This is a genomic window from Paenibacillus taichungensis (assembly GCF_050994985.1).
In the GTDB taxonomy this organism is placed as follows: Bacteria; Bacillota; Bacilli; order Paenibacillales; family Paenibacillaceae; genus Paenibacillus; species Paenibacillus taichungensis.
Genome location: NZ_CP194720.1, coordinates 2,406,814 through 2,431,720, shown reverse-complemented (window position 1 = coordinate 2,431,720; position 24,907 = coordinate 2,406,814). Strand labels below are relative to the sequence as shown.

18 protein-coding genes and 2 pseudogenes are annotated in these 24,907 nt (G+C 42.7%); 4 read left to right on the top strand and 16 right to left on the bottom strand.

What is annotated here, in order from left to right; all coding sequences use genetic code 11:
• Positions 1-85: 85 nt before the first annotated feature.
• Complete coding sequence (locus ACR1R9_RS11050; RefSeq protein WP_433948781.1) at positions 86-1,339, top strand: helix-turn-helix domain-containing protein; 1,254 nt, start codon at positions 86-88, stop codon at positions 1,337-1,339.
• Positions 1,340-1,377: 38 nt separating this feature from the next.
• Here ACR1R9_RS11050 and ACR1R9_RS11045 read toward each other — a convergent pair whose 3' ends face one another.
• The 3 genes from ACR1R9_RS11045 to ACR1R9_RS11035 all read right to left on the bottom strand — a co-directional run bounded on the left by ACR1R9_RS11045 (position 1,378) and on the right by ACR1R9_RS11035 (position 5,607).
• Entirely contained in the window at positions 1,378-3,624 is a 2,247-nt protein-coding gene (locus ACR1R9_RS11045; protein ID WP_433921050.1) for a glycoside hydrolase family 3 C-terminal domain-containing protein, read from the bottom strand.
• A 981-nt stretch (positions 3,625-4,605) separates the two neighbouring features.
• Positions 4,606-5,034 (bottom strand): alpha/beta hydrolase, encoded by a 429-nt coding sequence (locus tag ACR1R9_RS11040; RefSeq protein WP_433921051.1) that lies wholly within the window; start codon positions 5,032-5,034, stop codon positions 4,606-4,608.
• A gap of 168 nt (positions 5,035-5,202) precedes the next feature.
• Positions 5,203-5,607 (bottom strand): winged helix-turn-helix transcriptional regulator, encoded by a 405-nt coding sequence (locus tag ACR1R9_RS11035; RefSeq protein ID WP_433921052.1) that lies wholly within the window; start codon positions 5,605-5,607, stop codon positions 5,203-5,205.
• A gap of 233 nt (positions 5,608-5,840) precedes the next feature.
• Here ACR1R9_RS11035 and ahlS point away from each other — a divergent pair, with 233 nt between their 5' ends.
• Positions 5,841-6,689: an AhlS family quorum-quenching N-acyl homoserine lactonase gene (gene ahlS, locus ACR1R9_RS11030; protein WP_433921053.1), complete on the top strand. Its 849-nt coding sequence runs from the start codon at positions 5,841-5,843 to the stop codon at positions 6,687-6,689.
• Positions 6,690-6,893: 204 nt separating this feature from the next.
• On the opposite strand, the gene ilvD is transcribed toward ahlS, so the two are convergent.
• The 8 genes from ilvD to ACR1R9_RS10990 form a co-directional block, all read right to left on the bottom strand.
• Positions 6,894-8,585, bottom strand: coding sequence for a dihydroxy-acid dehydratase (gene ilvD / locus ACR1R9_RS11025; RefSeq protein ID WP_433921054.1), 1,692 nt, complete (start codon positions 8,583-8,585; stop codon positions 6,894-6,896).
• Positions 8,586-8,601: 16 nt separating this feature from the next.
• Positions 8,602-9,267, bottom strand: coding sequence for a GntR family transcriptional regulator (locus tag ACR1R9_RS11020; RefSeq protein ID WP_433921055.1), 666 nt, complete (start codon positions 9,265-9,267; stop codon positions 8,602-8,604).
• A 338-nt stretch (positions 9,268-9,605) separates the two neighbouring features.
• The gene (locus tag ACR1R9_RS11015; RefSeq protein WP_433956440.1) at positions 9,606-11,522 is read right to left on the bottom strand and encodes an FtsX-like permease family protein; all 1,917 of its coding nucleotides are present in this window, start codon (positions 11,520-11,522) and stop codon (positions 9,606-9,608) included.
• Positions 11,509-12,294, bottom strand: a complete 786-nt coding sequence (locus tag ACR1R9_RS11010) for an ABC transporter ATP-binding protein (RefSeq protein WP_433921057.1) — start codon at positions 12,292-12,294, stop codon at positions 11,509-11,511. Before ACR1R9_RS11010 ends, ACR1R9_RS11015 begins: the two co-directional genes overlap by 14 nt.
• Before the next feature lie 102 nt (positions 12,295-12,396).
• Positions 12,397-13,434, bottom strand: a complete 1,038-nt coding sequence (locus tag ACR1R9_RS11005) for a sensor histidine kinase (RefSeq protein WP_433921058.1) — start codon at positions 13,432-13,434, stop codon at positions 12,397-12,399.
• 12 nt (positions 13,435-13,446) lie between these two features.
• On the bottom strand, positions 13,447-14,130 hold the full coding sequence (locus ACR1R9_RS11000) for a response regulator transcription factor (protein ID WP_339843540.1): 684 nt from the start codon (positions 14,128-14,130) through the stop codon (positions 13,447-13,449).
• Positions 14,131-14,291: 161 nt separating this feature from the next.
• A complete protein-coding gene (locus tag ACR1R9_RS10995) occupies positions 14,292-16,349 on the bottom strand; it encodes a serine hydrolase (protein WP_433921059.1) in 2,058 nt (685 codons plus the stop codon).
• A gap of 729 nt (positions 16,350-17,078) precedes the next feature.
• A complete protein-coding gene (locus ACR1R9_RS10990; protein WP_433921060.1) occupies positions 17,079-17,270 on the bottom strand; it encodes a hypothetical protein in 192 nt (63 codons plus the stop codon).
• A gap of 1,220 nt (positions 17,271-18,490) precedes the next feature.
• On the opposite strand from ACR1R9_RS10990, the gene ACR1R9_RS10985 reads away from it, so the two are divergent.
• Positions 18,491-19,537 (top strand): MerR family transcriptional regulator, encoded by a 1,047-nt coding sequence (locus ACR1R9_RS10985; RefSeq protein WP_433921061.1) that lies wholly within the window; start codon positions 18,491-18,493, stop codon positions 19,535-19,537.
• A gap of 123 nt (positions 19,538-19,660) precedes the next feature.
• Here ACR1R9_RS10985 and ACR1R9_RS10980 read toward each other — a convergent pair whose 3' ends face one another.
• The 5 genes and pseudogenes from ACR1R9_RS10980 to ACR1R9_RS10960 form a co-directional block, all read right to left on the bottom strand.
• The gene (locus tag ACR1R9_RS10980) at positions 19,661-21,094 is read right to left on the bottom strand and encodes an alpha/beta hydrolase family protein (RefSeq protein ID WP_433921062.1); all 1,434 of its coding nucleotides are present in this window, start codon (positions 21,092-21,094) and stop codon (positions 19,661-19,663) included.
• Between the two features lie 217 nt (positions 21,095-21,311).
• Positions 21,312-21,668: pseudogene (locus ACR1R9_RS10975) on the bottom strand (family 43 glycosylhydrolase); the annotation flags it as partial.
• Positions 21,669-21,855: 187 nt separating this feature from the next.
• Complete coding sequence (locus tag ACR1R9_RS10970) at positions 21,856-22,296, bottom strand: acetyltransferase (RefSeq protein WP_433921063.1); 441 nt, start codon at positions 22,294-22,296, stop codon at positions 21,856-21,858.
• 30 nt (positions 22,297-22,326) lie between these two features.
• A complete protein-coding gene (locus ACR1R9_RS10965) occupies positions 22,327-22,698 on the bottom strand; it encodes a DUF4180 domain-containing protein (protein WP_433921064.1) in 372 nt (123 codons plus the stop codon).
• A gap of 40 nt (positions 22,699-22,738) precedes the next feature.
• Positions 22,739-23,320: a TetR/AcrR family transcriptional regulator gene (locus tag ACR1R9_RS10960; protein ID WP_433921065.1), complete on the bottom strand. Its 582-nt coding sequence runs from the start codon at positions 23,318-23,320 to the stop codon at positions 22,739-22,741.
• 195 nt (positions 23,321-23,515) lie between these two features.
• On the opposite strand from ACR1R9_RS10960, the pseudogene lpdA reads away from it, so the two are divergent.
• Positions 23,516-24,893: pseudogene (gene lpdA, locus ACR1R9_RS10955) on the top strand (dihydrolipoyl dehydrogenase).
• The last annotated feature ends 14 nt before the right edge of the window (positions 24,894-24,907 follow it).

The following is a 24,907-nucleotide window of genomic DNA, read 5'->3' as shown; positions in this document are numbered from 1 at the left end:
ATGTCAGCGCTTACTATACATATCATAATGAATTTTCCGTATACAATATGGTAATATGATTGTAATTTTATAATTTTGATATCATATGAAAAATAAAGAAGGTGCCAAACACAAAATGGATTTAAAACGTCAATGTCAACTCATCGCAGAACTTTTTGATATGTCCATCTTTTTTGTGAGCTCTACTGGAGAGGTTATATTCGAAATGTTGGGTGATCGCATTCTTAATCCGCTGTATAGCAATGACAAACAATTCTTTTTTACCTTGTTGGGGTTTAATCCATCCGTATTCAGAGAAAGTCCTTCTGTTGTAAGAACGATGTTTTTTGAGAACTACATTCTAATTCGCATTGGGAACGAAGTGCACTATGAGGGAACCATCATTTTAGGACCTTCCCTTCCATTTACTTTGAATGAGTATAAAATAACCGGGCTGATCAATGACATACATCTCTTTGCTAACCGGGAACAGGTTTTCCATTATTATCAGTCTATTCCTGTCGTACCCCATGAGAAACTGATCAACATAGCAATTTTAATGAACCAAATGTTTAACCAAGAATTGATCGAAGCTGATGCTGTCGTACAAGACTATTTGCGCGACATGCAGATCAAGGAAAAAAATATACTCGAATCCATTCATTCTCCAAAAAACTATGATGAAGCCGCACATCATAATCCATTGGATGAAAAGAAATTGTTAACGATCGTCAAGGAAGGTAAAATAGAAGCGCTCAAACATTTTACACAACTTGGTCATGAAAACACGGGCGTCTTGTCCAAATCAAGTCATATCCGTTCTAAAAAGAATCTTGGCATCATCGGTATAGCTCTTGCAGCCAGAGCTGCGATTGACGGTGGACTCTACTCGGAGATTGCTTTTTCGGTCAGTGATCTTTACATACAGCGCCTTGAGGATCTTCGGAACGATAAAGAAATCGACCACTGTTGTTTGGAAGCATTTTTTTCTTTAACCGAGAAAGTGTCACATGTAAAAGAAACGCAGCATTCCAAAATCGTAACACTTTGCAAAAATTATATTTATAACCATCGGTATTCCAAAATTACACACGAAGAAATAGCCGAGAATGCCGGAATTAGCCCCAACTATTTGTCTGTGCTCTTTAAAAAGGAAGTTGGGGTTCCCGTTAATGAATATATTCAGCAGATCAAAATTGAGGAAGCAACACATATGATTCAATTTACGAACACTCCACTCTCTGAAATCGGGTCAATTTTGAGTTTTACGGATCAGAGCTATTTCACCAAAATATTCAAAAAACATACAGGGATCACTCCTAAACAATACCAGCAGACAAAATATTTAAGAGAAGAATAAGCCCGAACAATGTCGGGCTTACTCAAATTCTTCGTAATTCAACTGTTTACGGCGGTAAGAATGTTCTGTAGTGTTTCTTCCGTGAATTGTCCGTTGCTCATCAGTGCGGCATTGTGCAGTGTAGTACCTAAAATCATTTCCTGCATTCCCTCGCCGAGTCCAGCCTCATTCCCGTCATACTGTCCCAGTGTTCCCATAATTTCAGCTCCGACAGGATGTTGCAACAGCTCACCAAAAGTAGAATGTCTGGTTATTGTTTTTATTTGAATAACGCTGGATTCTACCTCAACAGTTTCAACAAGTTCAATCACTCTAGACGATTTCCCAACCAGGATGTCGAATTTCCCTGTCTCAACGTGCCAGTCTTTCAGCTTAACATCGTAGTAAGCAAATGCTCTTTTGTCCAGATCAAAATGTACTGCCGTCTCTTCCCCCGGCTGAAGTGAAACTTTCATATATCCCTTCAGTTCCTGAAGTGGACGCGGGACCGTTGATTCCACATCACGTACATAAAGCTGAACGACTTCCTTACCTGCCATTTTCCCCGTATTTTTGATTTTTGCCGTAACCGTTAAAATACTGGTATCTTTGATCTGTTTATGACTAACCTCTAGATCACTATATTCAAATTGGGTGTAGCTCAAACCGAAGCCAAACGGGAATAAGGGCTTAACATCTCTTGTATCGTAATGACGGTAGCCCGTAAAAATACCTTCTCGATATTCAGCCGTCTCACCGTCTCCGGGAAAATTCAAGTACGATGGATTGTGAATCAGTTTTTCAGGAAAGGTCTCCGCCAGCTTTCCACTTGGACTCACATTCCCAAAGAGGATATCAACGATCGCTCCGCCCAACGCCTGTCCTCCCAGGTATGCCTCCAATACGGCCTTAACCTTATCTAGCCAAGGCATTTCAAGTGGTCCGCCATTGCTCAGTACGACAACAACATTTTCTTGAACCTCCGTAACTGCTTCAATCATAGCAATATGACTTTCTGGCAATTGAAGATGTTTCCGATCAAACCCCTCGGACTCATAGCGTTCGGGCAATCCTGCAAAAATAACCGCAACTTTCACCTTTCTTGCAGCCTCCACTGCCTCCTGGATCAACTCTTTGTCTACCCCGTCCTTATCCAGGGAATAACCGGCTGCATACGAAATATTCGCCTTAGCACTAGCTGTTTTAAGAATTTCTTCATAGATATTATCCAGATTCGTCGGCATGATATGTGAACTTCCGCCGCCCTGATAACGTGGTTTTTGGGCAAATGCACCGATCACTGCAATGGAATCTTCGGTTTTTAGAGGAAGAATGCCGTTTTCATTCTTAAGAAGAACCATGCACTCTCTCGCAATTTCTCTAGCCAGTTGGTGTTGTGAATCCATATCAACGACTTTTTGCTCCTGCGGGCTATTTACAGCTTTGAATACAAGTGACAAAATCCTCTCCACTGACTGGTCCAGCACCTCTTCGCTCAGCTCGCCCGAATGAACAGCTTCTATAATTTTTTTGCATCCTATCCCGTTGCTGGAAGGCATCTCAAGATCCAGTCCGGCGGCTAGTCCATGATGCCGCTCATTGACCGCTCCCCAATCGGACACTACTACGCCTTCGAACCCCCATTCTTCACGGAGAATATCAGTCAGCAACCGGCTGTTTTCGGAACAAAAATCACCATTTACTTTGTTATACGCTGCCATGACAGTCCATGGCTTTCCCTCCTTCACTGCATACTCAAAGCTGGCTAAATAAATTTCCCGTAATGTCCGTTCATCGACCACTGCATCAACCGACATCCGCTTGTATTCTTGATTGTTAACTGCGAAATGTTTAATGGAAGTCCCTACCCCTTGGCTTTGTACGCCTTGAATATAGCTTGCTGCCAATGTACCGGATAAATAGGGGTCTTCTGAATAATATTCAAAATTTCTACCGCATAGCGGGGATCGCTTGATATTCACACCGGGACCCAAAACAACGGAAACATCGGCCGCTACCGCTTCTTGTCCGATTGCTATCCCCATCTTATGGACAAGTTCACGATTCCACGAAGAGGCGAGTCCGCTTCCGGATGGGAAACAGGTAGCCGGTACACTTTTGTTTAAGCCTAAGTGATCCGCGCTCCCCTCTTGTTTTCTAAGCCCATGTGGGCCATCTGTCATCATGATCGAAGGAATCCCTAGAGCATCCATTGATTTGGTATTCCAGAAATCTTTACCCGAGCAGAGTTCAGCTTTTTCCTCCAATGTCATCTGACTGATTATTTCTTTCAAATTTCGCTCCATTTACTCTCCTCCGTTGATAAATATAGGTTATGAAATCGGTTACTTTTTAAGAGTAGAATAAATGAGCTTGAATATATGGTAAAATGGTTTCTTTTTTGGAAAAATAATATGTTATTTTATGGTGAGAACTACGCAATAAGGAGCTAATTTTTCATTAGAGCGAATCATCTTCATTTTTTCTTTGATTGATGCAGACAAACGAGTAATATATGTTAGTTCGAAAATAACCATTTACCAGAAACTTATATGCTCCTTTTATGATACCTTTAGATTTCTTGAAATTAATCATTTCATGAAGGGTGCTAGGAGTAGATAAAAATTTAGATGTATTGAAAAACAGCCGATCAAAATGACCGGCTGCGCTTGTTCTTATTTTATGAGCTATCGCTCCTCTTTTAGTCATATGCCTCAATAGAATTAAAAGTAAACCTTATTGCTGCTTCACAAATTAATTCTTCTTCTCCAGGGTAGTTGGGAACTTCATGTCAAATTCCAGCGAGGTAGGGAACTTTATGTCATTAGAAATTGACACAAAGTTCCCTACCAAAAATTAAAAAAACCTTGTTCTATAAGGGATTTCTTGGTTGGCGAATTTATGTCATTCTACACTTGTACTCAACAGCTAAATTGAGTCTAATTTCCCCTTTTTTAATTAATCGAAAATAGGAACATTTTCTTGTCCAATACGGTTATATGATTCTTCTCATTTGTAATTGTTCAAACCAAAATAAAGTATAAGACTATTCAATCCTTCCATACAAAAAGCCAGTCAAGACACAAAAATAAAGTGTTAGACTGGCTTTGTTTTATTAAACTATCGATCTCTTTAAAGTAATATACTGTTTCAAGCTTCAAACAAAAAAGATTGGATATTTTCAACATTTGAATCATTGGTACTAACCGCACTGACCACTGCTACATCCACTGTGCTGATCATAGCTGTATTCACCCAATTAAGTCCAATGATAAAGATCTAATCGATCAATATCCATTTAACAGAAACGGAAATATATGTTTAGCTTGATTTATAATAACATGACCATGATCAGGAAGAAGTTTGACATTTGCATCAGGCAGTAACCTGGAAAGTCTATCTATTGATTTTCTGGAATCAAGCATCACATCTTTTTCGCCAGCAATTAACAAAATAGGCATCGTCAAACTACTAAGTTCGCTATCCGTAAAGATGGGTATAGACTCAGTGCGAAAGTGAAAGTGGCGCGCAATAATCTTGACATTATCAGCTGCCTCTTTCGGAATTGTCTGATTGCTATACACGAGACGAGAAACCTTATCTCTTCCTTTCTCACCTAAAAGCAAGAACGGCATTGCCTTAAACAGGAATGAAATCTTCTGAGGACCAATGCCAGAGGCGGAGATTAGAACGATACGGGGTAATTTTCGGCCCATATGGCAGCTCCCCTTCAAGAATCTCGGCATGGCCGGATAATGCGGTGCTCGTTAGGCAAATTGAAATAGTCCGTTTTCAGCCTCTTCAATGAGTCTTCCAAGGCCTAGCGGCTATCCAAAACTACGTTACTACAACGTGATACTTCAAGTACTGTAAAGTCCATCAATTTATCTGTCGGCTTCATGTGGAACCGTAGTATAGGCAACGTCATACTGAACTCGCGCTTCTACAACTTGAGTATAATGTTCTCTTCCCCACTGCCTTAACTCTTTCATCGGTTTGAGCAATGTCTCCCCTAATGTTGTTAGAGAATATTCCACACTTGGAGGTACTGTAGGAGTAATGTGTCGTTGGACCAATCCATCACGTTCCAGCTTGCGTACCGTCTGGGTAAGCATTTTTTTAGATATCCCTTCAACCCTCCGTAGCATTTCTCCATATCTGATTTTACCGTTTTCCATGGCATATATAACAAGTGCAGTCCACTTGTTAGAGATAATGTCAAGAACCTTGCTATAGCCGCAATTGGATAACGAAATATCAGATTGTTTAGTTGTGGATGAATGTACCAAATCGTTTCCCTCCTAGTGCTCTATGAAGTTCCAAGGACACTTTAAAGTGCCTACTTATATCATTGTATTTTTTGTATTACTGTATGTCTATACCAGTACTGAACAGCTTGAACTAGATCTGTCATAGCAAAGACACCACTTAAGGGCGAATCCGGGTGTCCCAAGAGTAAGAAGATGAGCTCCCAAATGGGGTTACCTTGTACTGGATTACTTCGAAAGGTAGGTAATTAAACATGACAAATATTATTAAGATGCATCCCAAGCTTTATGTATTGGATAACGGTCGAATGAGCATGGATAAAAATTGGATCATCTCCATGCATAATCCAGCAACAATTAATAATCCGAATGCCCAGACACAATTTGTGGAGTTTCCAATTTATACGGTATTGATTGATCATCCTGAGGGGAAAATCTTGTTTGATACAGCCTGCAACCCAAACTCAATGGGCGCTCAAGGGCGATGGGCACAATCGACCCAACTGTCGTCTCCATGGGTGGCAAGCGAGGAATGTTACCTGCATAACCGATTGGAGCAGCTTAAGGTTAGACCCGAGGACATCAAGTATGTTGTTGCCTCCCACTTGCACCTGGACCATGCAGGATGCCTCGAATTATTCACGAACGCGACCATTATCGTCCATGAGGATGAGTTTACCGGAGCACTGCAGACCTACGCCCGCAATGAAAAAGAAGGGGCCTATGTGTGGGCTGATATTGACGCATGGATCAAAAAACAGCTGCAATGGAAAACGATCAAACCGGGAGAAGACAATTTGGATCTTGTGGATGGAATCAAAATCTTGAATTTCGGAAGCGGCCATGCATGGGGAATGTTAGGTCTCCAGATCGACATGCCAGAAACCGGCGGAATCATTCTAGCTTCCGATGCCATCTATACTGCGGAAAGTTTTGGTCCTCCGGTCAAGCCACCTGGTATAATTTATGATTTGATCGGCTATCGAAACACAGTAGAGAAAATTCGTACTTTGGCTGCCCGCACGAATTCCCAAGTCTGGTTTGGGCATGATCTGGATCAATTCAGCAGTTTGAGAAAATCTACTGAAGGATTTTATGAATGACTCAACCTGGAAACGACTAATATATGGATGTTCAATGATGATGGGTTCCCGATGAAATTCATTAACTTCACCACAAAAAAAACCCCGTTAATTTTCAAATGATGAAAATAGCGGGGGCTTAAAAATTTAATCTTTACTTAACGTTTCTTCATCCATTCGTTATAGCAGCTTCCCGTTTTATATGCAGCATCAATGTTTATTTGTCTATTCCATCAAATCTGTTACTGCACCTCTTGAAGCAGAGGAAACTAATTTGGCATATTTGCCGAGTACACCGGATTTTACTTTCAGTGGAGGTTGTACCCACGCTTGCGCTCGAGCAGCTAACTCTTCTTCTGACACCTCAACCTTAATTTCCTGAATGTCACTGTTAATGGTAATAATATCACCATTTTTGAGCAAAGAGATTGGTCCACCTACTTGTGCTTCAGGTGATACATGACCGACTACAAATCCATGCGAGCCGCCTGAAAATCTACCATCTGTTATGAGAGCAACTTTCCCGCCCAGTCCTTTTCCTACGATGAGTGCTGTAACGGAAAGCATCTCAGGCATACCAGGTCCACCCTTAGGACCACAGTAGCGTATGACCAATACGTCTCCTTCTTTAATCTCATCGTTCATGATCGCTTCTGTCGCTTCATCTTCGCTATCGTACACCTTTGTCGGGCCGGAAAACTGCTGTATCTTCATGCCTGACATTTTGGCAACAGCGCCTTCAGGAGCGAGGTTTCCTCGAAGCACAACCAGTGGTCCATCTGGCTTAAGCGGATTATCGAGTGGTCGTATAATCTCTTGATCATTTTGAAGTGGAGCAGCTTCCGCCAAATTTTCCGCCAACGTTTTACCCGTTACAGTAAGGCAATCCCCATGAAGCAATCCTTCAGCGAGCAATAGCTTCATTACTCCTGAAACACCGCCAATATCGTTCAAATCCTGCATCACATATTGGCCACTCGGCTTCATATCTGCCAAATGAGGAACACGCAAGCGAATACGCTCAAAATCATCCAAGGTTAAATCCACTTCTACGGAGTGCGCAATAGCTAGCAGATGGAGAAATGCGTTGGTTGACCCCCCTAGTGCCATAACAACGGTGATCGCATTCTCAAATGCTTTCTTCGTCATAATGTCTCTTGGGTAGATTTCCTGTTCAAGAAGTGAGATGACCTGCTTACCGGCTGCTTCGCATTCCAATGCTTTATCCGCTGAGATAGCTGATGTCGAAGAAGAACCAGGCAAACACATACCCATTGCTTCTGCAGCTGCGGCCATCGTATTAGCGGTATACATGCCCCCGCAAGCCCCTGGACCCGGGCAAACACTACATTCGACCTTATGCAGCTGTTCATCTGTCATTTTTCCATCTTGATATTGACCAACGGCTTCAAAAGCGGAAACGATATCCACTTTTTTACCGTCGAGATTACCAGGTTGAATGGTTCCTCCATATACATAAACGGAAGGAATGTTCATCCGTCCAATAGCCATCAAACATGCAGGCGTATTCTTGTCACAACCACCGATTGCAACAATGCCGTCAAAACGCTCGGCCCCGGTCACAATTTCAATCGAATCAGCTATAGCTTCCCTACTTGGTAGCGAGAACAACATCCCGCCATGCCCCATTGAAATCCCATCTGAAACGGTAATCGTATTAAAAATTAGAGGAGCACCGCCGTTATTACGTGCGCCCTGCTTAGCTTGCACCGCTAAATCATTGATGTGCATATTACACGGCGTTACTTCACTCCACGTACTCGCTATTCCGATCATTGGCTTTTTAAAATCCTCATCTTGAAAACCAACTGCACGCAGCATTGCTCTGTTCGGTACCCGGTTAGCTCCTTCACTGATTACCGCGCTTCGAATACGAAGATCTTTTTTATTCTCCATGTCCCTTACCCCCACTTCAAAGTATTTCGTTCAGCTCCTGCATCGGACGAATAAAATTTTGTTTCATTATTGCATGCGCATCGTCGCTATTTTTTCCTTCAAAAGCTTCAATAATCAAATCATGTTCTTCAACTGAAGCAAGTGTAGCGGTAATAGGTTGTTTTAAAAACACATATTTAAATCGCCTAATGTGAATCTGGAGAGAGGCATTAAATGTGGCCACATAAGGATTATCTGAGAGCTCCACAATATAATTATGAAATAACTCATCCACCTCCATAGCGTGATACACTTGGCCATTTTTAATGGAAGTTGCAAATTCCAAATTGATTGATCTTAGTTTCTCGATCTGTTCTGGAACAATAATGTTGGCGGTGATTTCAGCAGCCAATGCCTGAAGAGCAGCCATCGTTGAATACATCTTAAAAATATCGTTTTTCTCAATATTCGTTACTTTTGTTTCTTTTCCCGGATGCATAGACACGAGGCCTTGAACTTCAAGTAACTGAAATGCCTCCCGAATCGGGGTCCGGCTGACTCCAAGCGATTCAGCCATTTCCGCATCAATAAGCTTTTCACCAGGTTGCAGTGTTCCATCAATAATCCATCGCTGAATCTGAGAAAACGCTCTTTCTTTTGCGGACATACGGACGGGTAAGGAAAAACCTTTAGGAATTGGCATTGTTTTCATCCTCATTACAATTATTCTTATATGCAATATATCGCATACACAATCGAGAAGCAATTATTATTTCATTTTTTACTCGCTCAATTAAGTTGTTTATCCAGATAACTACCTGCTTTTTATTGAGAGTTTGCCAGTCCAAACTAATTTCTGCCATTCTTATCAGTACGTTTATACACAGCATAACGGTACCTTTCTATTTTGAAGGTAAACATCCTTAAGGTAATGGCAGTCCGCATATCACCCGAAAATAAAAAAACGGATGCTCCGTCCTGAGTACTTGGAAGAGCATATCCGTTTCATTATGTATGGGGGATTTTGAGATTTCCCCGCTTTTACAATGCATCTGCCACAACTTTTCGATAATAGCCTACAGTAAGAGCAGCAAACAACAAGTAAATCAATGCATAAATACACATTGCAACAGTTGCGGGAAATATGATATCCGTTAATATCAGTGTAGCAACTGTTTTCACAGCAAAGATGGAATGAATTACACCAATGCCCAGCGGAATCGCAAATACATACAGCTGCTTGCGAACAATACCGCCCATGATTTCGCGCTCGCTGAATCCCAGCTGACGCAAAATCTTATAGCTGCTCTTCTCCTGCTCCGCTTCTGTCATCTGCTTAAAATACAGAATACTTCCTGTCGCGATTAAGAATATAAGACCGAGAAAAGCTGCCGTAAAAATGATTAATCCGAACTTACGCATAGATTCTTCAGCATACGTATAAAAGTCAGGTGTGCTTTTTTCATTCTTTACGTATTTGGCGTACAAATTCGAAGCTGCCGCTTGATCACTTTTCATTTTAATCTGATATGTTATCATGGTGACAATGTCTTCCTCTGCCTCCAAAAACAACTTTTCCCGAATGCGTTGCAATAGTGCCTCCGAAACAACCAATTGACGCCCACTTACAATAAAGTTCACGGCATAACGATCTATACTTCTGACGGCTTGAATCTCGAAGCTGCGATTCCCTTTCTCTAGTTCAATAGTTAGCGGGGATGTCTCTCCATCCGTTTTCATTTCTAACGCATTCTTCTGTCCCTTGTACCAAATCGCTTCATCAAGTTGAGGCATAATAAATTCAGCATCCCTTTCCTGCAGCTGTTCCGCAGGAAGTAATAATAGGGTACTTGGCTCTCCCGTTTTCTTATTACCAAAGGTACCTTTCAGCCTGACTGCTTCAATGGATTCCTGATGAAAGGCAATCCCTGCCTTCTCCAGTTCAGTACGGAACGAAGTCGCTTCTTGCTCACTGCCTTGAAACATGAAATCATACGGCATCATAGCCCTGGATTCACGATCAACTGAATAATACAGTGAGTAGGCAACTGAACTCATCGTCAACGTCATGGCTGACAGAACCGTGATCAAGGTGAGCGAATTGGCATTTTCTTTGAGCCGATGCATCATGGGAGCCAGCGACAAGCTGTTTTTTAAGCCAAGTTGTCCGTTCCTGCTTCTTCTAAACCGATAGAACAGCCAACCAATTGTAACCCGAAACAGCAAATAGGTTCCAAGTATCGTTGACGCGAGGATGATCACGATTTGCCTCAGTAAATGGTTGCCGGACATCGTGCTGGAGAACCAGTAACCTGTTGCGATCAGGGCTATGCCGAGCAATCCCATCAAGGCTGACAGTGCCTGATTTGACTGTTTTGGCTTATCGATTTGCCGATCCCCCTTGAATAGTTCAAGCAACGTTGTTCCGTGAATTTGCAATAACATCTGAACGATGGTCAGTCCGATTAATACAGTGAAAACATAGACAGTTTGCATCGCGGCTGCGCCTGAAAATGTAAACGGAATGACTCCCTCTATACCAATCAGCTTCATCAAAACAAGCAGGAATAAACGCGACATGAGTGCACCAGCACCAATGCCTATGCCAAGCGCCCCCAACCCAAGAATTATATTTTCTATAATGAGGAGCAGCATGACTTTATTCCTTGTCAGACCAATGAGCTGGTAAAGACCGATTTCTCTACTCCGCCGCTTAAAAAAAATAAGGTTCGCATAAAGCATGAAAATGGCTACAATGACGACCAGCAAGAATGCTGATGCCTGGAATAAGGAGGCAAACTGGACATCCCCAAAAGTCGCTGCCAGGATTGATTTATCATTTTGCAAAGTGGCAAAGACAAAGTACAAGATCGCACTCATCATGAGAGCGAAAAAGTAAAGATGGTACTGTTTTATATTTTTACGCATGTTGCGGATGACCAGCTCAAACAATGTCAACGTTGTCACCTCCAAGCACTGCCTGTACATTCATAATGTCCTTGAAAAAAGTTTGCCGTGTTTTGATGCCCCGATATAATTCGGAATATAACAAGCCATCCTTCAAAAAGACGACACGACTGCAATAGCTTGCAGCAACCGGATCATGCGTTACCATCATAATGGTTATATGGTCCTGACGATTTAACTCTTCCATTTTGCCGAGCATAGCAGAGGCTGCCTTTGAATCCAATGCGCCAGTCGGCTCGTCAGCAAAGACGATAGCAGGCTTGTGAATCAACGCCCGTGCTGCAGAAGTTCGCTGCCGCTGCCCACCAGAAATCTCATGCGGATACCGATGAGCAATGTCCTTGATTCTAAAGTGTGATGCCAGTTCCTCAAAAGCAGCTTCCGCCGCTGCTTTATTTGCCTTTCCGAGCGAGACGGGCAGCAGCACATTTTCTTTGACCGTCAGCGTGTCCAGCAAATTGTAATCCTGAAAAATAAAACCGAGCTTATTCCGTCTGAAAACGGCCAATTCTGCGCTCTTCATGGTGGAGATATCCGATCCCTCGACGATGATCCTACCTTCCGTCGCTTGATCAATTGTCGCCAGTACATTGATCAGGGTGGATTTCCCTGAACCGGATGGCCCCATAATACCAATGAAATCCCCTTCCATGACACGTAAGTCGATGCCCTTCAACGCCTGCTGCATATTGCTCCTATAACCATAGGTTTTACGTACTTGCTGTGCATGGAGCATGGTTTTTTGTATACCTTGTGAATTCATATTGTTGGCCTCCTGCTCTAATCTAATGTTTATTATAGAGAGTCAGATGCAGCCCATCGCTCGATACAGATGACAAGTGGGATATCTAATGTGACATTATCGTCATGAAGGTAATCCATGTGCTTGAACATCCTGAAATGCATTTCGTCCCGTGAAGATCATGTCCATTTCCGTTCCTCTATCCAGCTGTGATCTTGCTGCCAACCGAATACCGATTTTACTCCCCACCGTCTGTGCCAGATAAAGTCCAATCCCGGTTGCGGCATTTTGAAGTCTGCCGTTGTCGCCAGTAAATCCATGGTCAAATATACGAGGCAAATCATGCGAGGCAATCCCTTTCCCCTCATCTCTCATTGTTAATTTCACATAACCTTCAGGTGTGATGGACGTACTCATAAGGATCAATGATCCCTCCGGGCTGTATTGGATTGCATTGGTAAGCAATTGACGAATAACGAATCGGCACCATTTACGATCTGTAGAAATGTACATTTCTGTTCCTTCAAACTCCACAGCAATATTTTTCTCCATACACCAGGAAGCCACTTCACGGACTTCCATGGAAATAAGTTTCTGAATGCCTGCATTTTCGAGTACAAAATCCGACTCCAGTGTGGGCAATCGGGAGATATACAGCTGTTGATCAATGAGCAGATGAATACGCAGCCATTCTGATTCTATGGTGCGGATGACAGGTTCGCTACGATTAGCTTCTATGACTAATTTCATCGCAGTGAGCGGTGCTTTGACCTCATGCACCCAGGCGGCTGTATACGCCTGCTCACCTGTTTGCGAGGTGAAATTGTCCGCAAGCTTTTGCCTGTGCAATTGCCCCACCGCCATTAGCAACCGATGGTTTACCACTTCGTTATGATAACGAGCATTCGGTAGTGCAGCCATCCAATCTTCTCCAATCTCCTTTGTCAGTTTTTCCAGTGATATCACGTAACGGGTCTCCTTCCGATAACGCCAGCCCAAAAAGACCATTGCGGATAACAAAAGTATCACGTTCAGATAAAGCAAAGCATCCAGACGCACAGCTATGCCATTGTCAAGCCAAATCAACAAATCTACAAATAACAGGGAAAGCAAATAAAATAAAATCCAGCTTATTCGATCGGACAGGTAGCGGAACAGCAAGGTATCTCCTCCCTAGCGTGTAGTTGCCATGTAACCAAGGCCTTTTTTCGTTACGATAGCCTCCTCCAAATCAACCGCCATCAGTTTATGGCGCAGTCGTGTAATATTTGCAGTAAGCGTATTATCATTAACAAAACGTTCGTCATCCCACAACTTGCGAATCAGGTCATGACGTGAAATCACCGTGTCCTTCGCCTTGACTAACTCCACGAGTATGAAAAATTCATTCTTGGTCAACATCACATCCTGCCCATCTTTGCGAATCAAGCCGCGCTTCATGTCTAGGATGGAACCGTTCCATTCCAGCAGTTCGGCAGCCTCATCCCCGTATGCATATGTTCTGCGAAGGATTGCCTGAATCCGGGCCATGAACACATCCATATGAAAAGGTTTCTGGATATAATCATCGGCCCCCATATTCATTGCCATCACCATATCCAGAGGATGATCACGCGAAGACAGAAACAGAATCGGCACTTTTGAAATCGCCCGAATTTCACGACACCAGTGAAAGCCGTCATACATTGGCAGCTGAATATCGATAATGACCATTTGAGGCTGCACAGCAACAAGGGTGCTCATAATATCGTCAAACCTTTCGGGTACAAAAACGTGAAATGACCATTGCTCCAATCGCTCTCTCAAGGATCGCAAGATAGCAGCATCGTCTTCAATGATAAAAATGTTCATATCCATTCGTAATTTCACTTCCCCTTCATTTCCTTCTCTTCCTCACGCTCATTTTATTCACCTAGCCACCTTCATCATTATAGTATCGGTCATTTGGTACTTACAATAAAACAGGAGAACCACTCTGAGGCGTGGTTCCCCTGTTTTACTGTACTCACTTAATGGGTTTATTCATTGGGCAACAGCATGGAGAATAACAAAGCGGCCATCTCCTGCTTGTTCATTGCCCGTTGTGATCCATAATCTATTCTGCCGTTTGATTCGGTTACCTCCGGTCCGTGCAGCTTCCATTTTATAGCGGAACTGACGGCTTCTACTGCCCATTCAGATGTACCTGGCACCAGCACTGCTGTAGAATCCGCTTGCTTGATCCCGTTTCCCGCCAGCAATCGAAAGGCAATTACTGCTGCTTCCTCACGTAGAATCGGGCGATCTGGTTCAAACAACTCATTGCTCGTTCCAAGTAGCAATCCCGACTCAGCGGCCGCCTGAATATCCCCTCGATACTTTGAATGATCCATATCTTTAAACGAAGACGGGTTGACTGACGCTTGAATTCCCCATATCGCATTGAAAGCATGCACAAAGGCTCCCCGAGTGACGAGCTCCTGGGGCTCAAACAGGGCTGTTGGATCAGCCGAGAGGAGATCCAGAGACTTCAGAGTAAAGATATATGAACCATAAGGATGATTTGCAGGCACATCTGGAAAGCTGTCCTGAACCTCCTTTAATTTGGTGGCATAGCTGAATAAATTCAAATATTTTAGATCAGTAACATGTCCATCCCCATCTATTTTGAAAGCAAGTGGCTTGCCTTGCTCATCCACGAAAATGAGATCACCGACTTGCTTCAACTGATGCTGTTCGGTTACATCACTTATCGTCAGTGTTCCCTCACCTGTCGCTTCAATTCTCGTCAGGAATCTGGTACGCAAGTCTGAGTATAATCCTTCAAACCTGGCAAGTGCCTCTTTCGATTGCGACTTAAAGCCCTTCTCTTCAAAAACAGTTGGGTGACCGGTAAAATAATGATCCATAAATGCAGCAAACAGGTCATTTCTTAAATCTGAATTGGCATTGTACGTCACAAAGACGCCTGTCCTGCTGTCTGGCAACATCCATAAGAGTGAACTGTACCCTGCAATATCACCCCCTTTGGAAATCACGCGTTCCCCATTTGTTTTACTGGGCTCTATCGGGGATTCAAATCCATAGGTCATATCCGGAAAATCCGGATGGATAGCCACTTGATACGTAGACATTGCCTTTACCGAAGCAGGCGAAAGAATAACCTTATCATTAGCAGTCCGTCCGCCATTCAGAAAGGTTTGCATAAACAGAGACATATCGGAAGCAGTGGATATTAAACTCCCCTCCGGCCACTCGCGTGGAGACAAGTCATATTGTGGAAGTTCATTGTTCTCCGGATCGTAAGATTTTGCCATTCGTTCCGACAGTTCCTTTGTTAATGTGAAGCTGCTGGATTTCATGCCGATGGGTTCGAAAATATGCTTTTGCACGTAACCCCCGAATGGTTCTCCGCTGGCTTGCTGGACGATGTATCCGAGCAGCCTTGATGCAAAGTTATCATACATGTAGGAGGTACCAGGCTCACGCACAACCTTAGGAAAGGCATCGAATATGCTCTGTTTGAGCGAAACTGGCTTTATGGATGGATCAGTCACGTAACTGGCATCCGAAGGCTGAGTTGACTCAAAACCTGTGGTATGTGTCAGTAAATCTTCAATGGTAACAGGCGTTTGAAACGAATTATTAATTTTGTAATCATCCAAATACTTCTCAATGTTGTCCTGAAGTGAGATTTTACCTTGCTCCACGAGCTGCATGGCAGCAGCAGCCGTGAAAACTTTGGAGATAGAGGCAACCCGGAAAGTGGTCTCAGCAGCATCTATTGGCGAATTTGTCTGTTGTTCAGCAGCACCATACCCTTTGGACAAAAGCACCTTTCCATCCTGAACGATTGAAATGGCGACAGCACTGGCTTTTGATTTAATCTCTTCCTTAGCAAAAAAGGTATCCAGAAACGCCTTAACTTCCTTGGCATCTCTTGGTCCATTCGTATACACACCGACTTGTGGAGTCGACTGTTCCACATTGATAATTGGCTGCTGTGCATTCACAATGGCTTCCCCAGCTGTACTAAGCACCATAACTACAGCCAAAACGCCAGACATACGGCGTGCTCTTTTCATATTTTTATTCATTCCCATCCACTCCCTCATAGTTAAAATTTCTATCATTAGCGCAAGACGCACATACACACTTATTTTAGAATATCACTAGGAGAGAATCGCTTGATTCAGATGATAAATCAGTCAGGAATGTTACATTGTTGTCACACTGCACAGGCACTACATAACGAACGTCGCATATATTTGCTAATCATTTTTCAGAAGTGGGAATAATATTTGGGTATATTCGCTAGTGACTGAATCCCTAGCTGGGTTTAAATAAATTGACATCCCCGTCACCAAAATGGAACAGCTTCGCTCCATGTGGATCTGTTGGCGTTCGTCTGTGGAAGCTCTCGTTCGTTCCCATTCTATGGAATTCAGGTGGTGGCAAAACGTAAGGCCTTGCTAGACGGCGGCAGGGCCTTCAGCGCTTTCCAAATCCCTGCCGGACTTGCGATAAGATGGACGCATTTCCACCATACGGTACCCAGCATTACGTTCACTCGGTCATCACTACCAAATTGGAAATGACACAATGTTCTCGCCCTCACAGCATGGGACAAGAACTTGGTTCCTTAAAACAAAAAAGCCGCTATAATAGCGATTTTGATTGGAACAATGTTCTTGTCCCGCGACATGAATTAAAAAAGCAATTCGGATGAAATCCGAATTGCTTTTTCTTTGAATACTGTGCTCCGGTACCGCCAACGGAAAGGCAAAGCGATGTCAACCCTCTTCAAATGCTTCTTGTTATTTTTGTTAAAGCAAAAATAAACCAATGTACGTTGGGCACAATGGTTTATTTTTTCCAAGTTTTTCGCCAAGCGTGGTGATACTTCCGCTATTAATCTCAGCGTCACCCCAGAGATATTTTGTAACATCCTGCATGACTTCTGGATTTATGATGTTGGTTTCTCCAGTGTGAGAATAAGGAACCTCTACTCTTTTCACTGGTCCTTGGGCAATGTCTATTAACTTGAAGGCGCTGTCCCTGCTAACCACATCTACATTTAAGAAAAATCATTTATCGTTCATTGTTGCAGCATACGACACCACTTTGGTCCAAGGATCAAACAATTCCTTATTATCAGAGAGTTGTTTTATGGCTTTACTACCGATGGCCAGATCCATGTTGGCAGAAAGATAAATTTAGTTCGCTTTGCCAATACTGCACCATCGATCGGTGAATCGAGCGTGATTAATTTATCAACTCTCGGGAACTCAGATCCATATGTATCCTCGAGCCACGTACTAAGCTTTCCCAAATTACATGTCAATCACTGCCGTATGTTTCCCCTCCCTTGATCCAAAATCACATTCATCTTCCTCCCCTTTTTTTTGCTAAAGTGCTTGGTAACGAACTTGTTTTATCTATTTCAAATGGGATTACAGTTCAAGTGGAAATCCCTCCTAGCGTTGAAGCTGGTCTTTTGATCATAATCCATTCTGTAGTCTGTTAATCGCTCAAAAGAGACTCACTTCTACACTTAGGTATTTATATAATCGGAAATGGGAATATGATTTTGTCCCTCGACATCTACTGCTGCTGCTGCATCACACTCAAGCTGTCCGTCCATACCTACAGAGAATAAATCTACATATCTCTACACATCTCTACATATCTCTACATATCTCTACATATCTCTACATATCTCTAGACCACTTATAACAGGTAGATCCCGTCTAATATGACCTACTCATAATGTTCATGGTTCATGCTGGAATAGCGTAAATACACCAAAGAACAGCATCCTCTGCATCTACAGAATGCTGTTCTTCAAATGTTTTTATAAGTTTTGAAGGTTATAAACGTTCTAGTAATCCTGACGTTCTGAATATTTTCAAAATGTGTATTACAGTTCCTTCGTCATAAATGTACTATTCGAATCTAGGATATATTCTGCAAATGGCTCACAATACATGAAGCCAAAATCTTCATACAACTTGCGAGCCGGGATAAATGAATCCATAGAGCCAGTGCGGCATCGCAGGATACGGATATCCTGGAATGCCGATGCTTAATTCATGCGATAAATGCTGTTCCGTCAGTGTATCAATGCATCTCCCTCGTATAATTCAATATTTCACTCTATCCCTTATTATAGTGTGCTCGATCTGAGCCCGGAAAGTAGTCATATTGAGTCTCCCCTAACAGGAGATGATATACTACAATGACAGAGGTGAAAGTTATGCAGCATAAACAAAATGAGCTATCTATTATGCAAACATTTAAACAAGAAACAGCAGACACCGTTTTATTCTCCATTGGAGAGACTGCGCAAATGATAGATTCTAGCGTAAAAACGGTTCGGTATTATGATGACATACAATTAGTAAATGCATCCTTTGTGAATAACCGAGGGTACCGCTTTTACACAACAGAGGCCATATGGCGTCTACAGCTTGTTAAAACACTTCGTGAACTAAGATTCGGAATTGATGATATCAAGAAACTGCTTTCCGGGGAAATATCGATGGAGAAATCCTTGGATTGGCAAATAGAAACCTTACAAACGGAGGTTCAAGCATTGAATGGCATGATTGCGATATTGAATAATGCCAGAAGTATTACTAATGATCACAGCAAGGATTTCCAGAAGAACCCCTCCCCTTTTCTTTCACACATTCATGAATTAGTTCATATCCAAAAGCAAAATCAACAAAACAGACAGCAATTTGTTTTAGCCAAAATAGAAGAGATCGGTTTTATGTCAGATATTCCAGCAGAATGGCAAGATGCTTTTTTCCATTACTTCAACAAGTACATTCTTGCTCCGGAAAATTTGTCTGCTAAGCAACTCATGGCATGGAAGGAGTTAAAAGAGCTGATTAGCTCCCCTGAATTTATTGCTGATCTCCAAAGTGTGGAGTTTCTGTTCGTTAACATCGCTCAGCATCCAATTTACGAGACTAAGGAATGGGTCCGGCTCATGCAGAGTATTCAGAAACAATTAAGTACTGCCTTGAGAAACAACTACGAACCTCATAGCAGCTATGTTCAAGCTATTGCTAATGATGCAATAAAGCTATATTCTCATTCTGACACTATGAATCACAGCAAGGAGTTCCTTCACACGATAAAAGCCCATATAAACAAACTCGAAACCAAAAATTTTAAACGATCTGTTAGGCTTTGTTCCATACTTAGTCCAAAATTTGAACAATTGTCCCGAAGAGACGACTTGTTATTTCGGGGCTTGAGATGGAAGCTTCAGTAGATTTAACCTGTAAGATACCATAGAGAAGCCAGACACCGTCAACTTAAAACCATTGGTCAGAACAACATCTGACAACTCGGTTACAGTTTAGAATGACTGGCTTTTTACTTCCAGCTTTTCAGCTTATTTCTCGCCTTTTTCTAACGTAAACAGCGTATGCTCGCCTATATTTTGATCAAGCAGTTTCAATGGCTCCTGCTCCAAAAAATGATTAAAGAAATCCAGCGTGTATGCATTGATCATCGGATACGAGTCCTTTAAGCTTATACCTCCCATCCATTCAAATAATGGCGAGGTCAGATACAGATCGGAGAAACCCATATGCGACATATTACGCAGTGTTAGCCAGTAATTTCCGCCATCTGTAATATGATCATATCGTTTGAACAAATCTGTCAAAGAGGCAGTTAGTGCGGGATCTTGAATATATTGCTCAAAATATCTGGATTGATCTGCACTCATCATAAGAAACGGTTTATTTAAGCCCCCCTCAGGCACTCGCAGCTTACCATAAAGCACACCATCCATATTCAAAGCTGCCTTGATTCGAGGGTCGGACATTAACATTTGTGTACTTGTTGCCCCGCCAAAGGAATGTCCAAACATTCCGATTCGCTCCAAATCCATTCGGCCTGTAAAACGATGATCTGGATCATGAGCAGCTAGTTTTTCGACCTGATCTAAAACAAATTTGGCGTCCGCTAACCATATTTCATTGGTTTGATCCATCATCTCGACCGTCTCATCCTGTCCTGGAGTAAAGTAAGCAACCGTACCGTCGGAAAATTGAGAAACCGTACTGTTATAGGTATGGTCAATACCTACGACTATATAGCCGTGACTAGCAATTTCCTCGATTTGAAATGTATTTTGATTTTTATGACCATTCAAGCCATGTGAAAAAATCAAGACAGGGTAAGCTGCTTCCTCACCTGAGATGTCCACATTCTCAAGTGAATGTGTTTTTACATAGCCTATACTGTTAAATAACTGCTTTGGCATATCTAAAAGTCGGTGATAGCCTTCTGCCAATAATGCCCCGTCTTGTACGTATGGACTTATATCTGCCTTTGAATCCTTATTAGCAGGGTACCAAATTTGTATCTTAAGTTTACGCTTATCACCATCACTTTGAGTAAACGTTTCCTCTCTTGTTGCGTCTGTCCACTCATAAGATGTGGTTCCTACCTTATAAACTCCTGTTGGCTCTGAAAAAGTAAAAACCGGCAGTAATAGTGGCAGCGCTACAGCTACAAAAGCATAAATGACAGCTGCTATCATTACAATGCTCCTTTTCATTACGCTTGATTTGGAGCTTCTCAGCAGTATAGACCATGGGAGTCTAGCTCGCACAAGCATATAGAGAGGTACAACAGCCAGGGCGTAGGCAGGAAAGAGCTGCCAACGCATGCCTTCTAGTATTCCTTGCAGAAGAGTTACAATAACCGATATGCCAAGGCTAATAATCAAGCCTCGCTCCCTTTTCTCTTTTCCAACCAAAATCCATCCCATAACCGCAATATTCCATAGGATGACGATAGCCTCCAGATTTCTCATATACCCAGCTCCTTTATCGTGTTGCGACTAATTACTTAAGAGCAAGTATATAGTCTCCTGTAAAGGGAGACTCAATCCCTGTTTTGAGCGATCATCCGGGTTATCTTACGTTTGAGTGACACAATTGATCCTCCTATCAAAAAAAGCAGCCCCGTCAGGAGCTGCCTCATGTTATGCCTAATCTTGTAATTGTATCTGTTTCCTCTAACCTGCCAGCTTACTCAGCATCCGGATAAGGATTGATCTTCTGAATCGTTCCGTCTTCGTTGAATTTTAGCTCGGAATATTTAACGCACCGCTTGTGGTTGACGCCTTCCGACAGGGAGCAGTCTTGATAGAACAGATACCATTTGTCTTCAACTTGCACAAAGGAGTGGTGGGTTGTCCAGCCGATAACCGGAGAGAGAATCTCGCCCTTGAACGTGAATGGTCCCATCGGATTCTTGTCGATCGCATATACGAGCTTATGCGTGGTACCTGTAGAGTAGGACAGGTAGTAATACCCGTTATATTTATGCATCCATGGTCCTTCAAAATATCTCCGGTCCTCGTCCCCGGCCAGAATCGGATTCCCACACTGAAATCACCCCTGTATTTTCGGGAACGTAAGTTTGTATATATTACAAACCAAACAAACGTTCTTTATGCAAGGGGTAAATATTTATATTTGGCAAAGGACCAAGTGATGGATTCAAATCATACTAAGTCAACAAAAAAAAGCCGCTAAATTAGCGACTTCAACGGGAATATATTCTTATCCTTTATGAGATTTCCAGATGTAACAGCGGGAACGGATTACCGGATCCATCGAATTCGGAGCGTCCGATTTGAACAAACCCCATTTTGCTATAGAATTGTGCAGCTCCAGGGTTCTGTTCGTTGACATCCACCTTTAGGTGGTGTCCTTTGATCTTGATGGTATGTTCAATCAGCCGACGTCCAACTCCCTGTCCATGCTGACTTGGATCGACGAATAACATCTCAATAAAGTTATCTTGCAACCCGATAAAACCGACAGGCTGATGTTCTTTATCTAGAATTTCCCACACCTCGACTTGCCGTTCCTGTAATACTTTATTTACCACATCCCGATAGAATTGAATGTGTTGCTCCTCCAAAAATGTATGTGTTGCTCGAACAGCTCTCTCCCAAATCTGAACCAGTCGTTCCTGATCTTGTTCTCGATATGACACAATATTCATCTTAATCTCTCCAGTCTCTCTTTAGTTAATTTAATCACTGTTCTTGCTTAGCTTTTCAATAGCCAGTTCTTCCTCTGTTACGAAGAATATATCGTTCCCCTTGTTGCTTTCATAGATAAAATCTCGAAGACTTTTGCTGGTATAACCGGAAAAATCACCAATGATCGCGATTTTGGTCTGGTAATTGATGAACTTTTGCAACACTTCACCTGCCAGCCGTGTTTTCAGATCAAAAAATACTTCACTGACAGCAGATTTGTTAACTATAATACGGTGACAATCGGCCTCATATCGAACCGTAGCCATAAGATCGATAGCGGATTGAACATCGGTAATTAATTGTTCATCACTCGTAACGTAAGCAATAGATACTCCATTTTCGTTTATTTTTCTGATATTCATGTCTTCTTTTCCCCATTCCTCTGTTTCATCAATGTCGTTGTTACCTGTAACCGACCTTTACCATTTGTTTGGCCTGCACAAGACCTGCCTGTAACAAGTCATCACTGAATTTCGCATCACTAACTGCCCGTGCCAGTGCAACGGTACCCACCATACTGCTTACCAACGCATAACCATCAGCGGTATTCATCTCAGCCATAGTTGTAATAAACGCGATAAAACGTTGCAACTCCTGCGTGTAAGCTTGTCGAATATCCTTCGATAATTGAGATATCTCTCCCGATAAAGCTGGTAAGATACAACCGACTTCCGTCTGATCTCGATGCAGGGAACTTAAATAAAAATCAATGACAACCTCAATCGAGGTCTGATCTTCCTCTTTGTTTTTGTCTGCGATTCTCTGCAGCATTTCAATGGTGTCACTAATGGCGAAATGACAGGTTTCCATCACAAGCTGATCCTTATTTTCAAAATGGGAGTAAAATCCCCCATGTGTCAGTCCAGCACCTTTCATAATATGTGGAAGACTAATATTCCGCACGCCGTGGGTTCGAAATGCTTTGGCCGCGCTGGTAATAATATGGTTCCGAACTTTGAGTTTGTGCCCTTTCGGATAAGGCATCCTGCTTCCTCCCCTTTGTATAGGTTGTAGTTAATGTTTTTTTAAATATTATAGTTATCATATTATTTGATGTCAATGCATGCTATCAGTATCTTCAGCAAAGGGAGAGCGACTACAAATGGAGTATTGACTCCTTCAAAATATGATGAATATAATATATTGCGGTCATAATATTTTAATTTGGAGGTACCAATCATGAATTCATTAGAAGGCGTAGATACCCTGGTCGTTGGATCAGGACCTGGCGGTTATGTGGCTGCATTACGTTCGTCACAACTGGGCATGAAAACAGCCATTGTAGAGCGCCAACAGATCGGAGGTGTATGTACGCATGTAGGCTGTATTCCTTCCAAAGCGCTGATTGCTGAAGCGGAGCGTCTTCATTTACGCAGACAATGGGGCGCTGTTGACGGAGCTTCTTCTTATCAGGACGCTCAAGTGTTCAAGCAAGCTGTGGTGGATAAGCAGTCTGGAGGGGTTCGGTTTTTGCTTAAAACGGCGGGTGTGACTGTTATCGAAGGAGAAGCAAGCTTAATTGATGCACGTACCGCTGAAATAAATCACGCTGAACAGAATGCGCGTCGAATAAGCTTTAAGCATCTCATCCTGGCAACGGGTTCCCGTCCGATTGAAATAAGCTCTCTTCCTTACGGCGGACGGATTCTCTCATCCACTGAGGCGCTATCGCTGCCCGACATTCCAAAGAGTCTCGTTGTGGTTGGCGGCGGTTATATTGGCGTGGAACTGGGTCAGATGTTTGCGAGATTTGGAACTAACGTTACGATGCTCGAGGGCGGTGAACAGATTTTGCCCGGATTTGAAGCAGAGCTTGTTGCACCTGTCGTTCGTCAACTGAAAAAGGACGGGATAACGATCTTAACCGAAGCTAAGGTTACCGGAGCAGATCAATATACGAGTCACATCGATCTCCACTATATGCGTCAGAATGAACACCATGTTGTTCAAGCTGAGTATGCGTTAATTACGGTGGGCAGAAAACCGAACACAGATGGAACCTTGGGTCTTGAAAATATAGGTCTGTCTCCTACTCCACAAGGCTTGATCGAGATTGACAAACAGTGCAGAACATCCATCCCACATATTTATGCTATTGGAGATATTGTTCAAGGCCCTGCTTTGGCTCATAAAGCTTCTTATGAAGCAAAAATTGCAGCAGAAAATCGCAGGTAAACCCTCTGTCATCGACTACAAAGCTATTCCGCTGGTTGTGTTTTCTCACCCGGAGGTTACAAGCGTTGGTCTTAGCGAAACGGCATGTAAGGAAAAATCAATTCCTGTTGTCGTTGGCAAATCTGTTTTTTCTATTAATGGCCGCGCACTGGCTCTGAAGGAAACTGAAGGATTTGTCAAAATCGTTGCTCATGCTGCGTCTGGCCTTGTAGTAGGTGCAGAGATTGTAGGCGCTGAAGCATCTACTCTTATATCTGAGCTTTCCCTTGCGATTGAGATGGGAGCCACGTTAGAAGATATAGCCATGACCATTCATCCGCATCCAACGCTAGGCGAAATCATCATGGAGGCTGCAGAACAAGCCCAACGGAGAATGGAATAAAGGAAAATGGATGT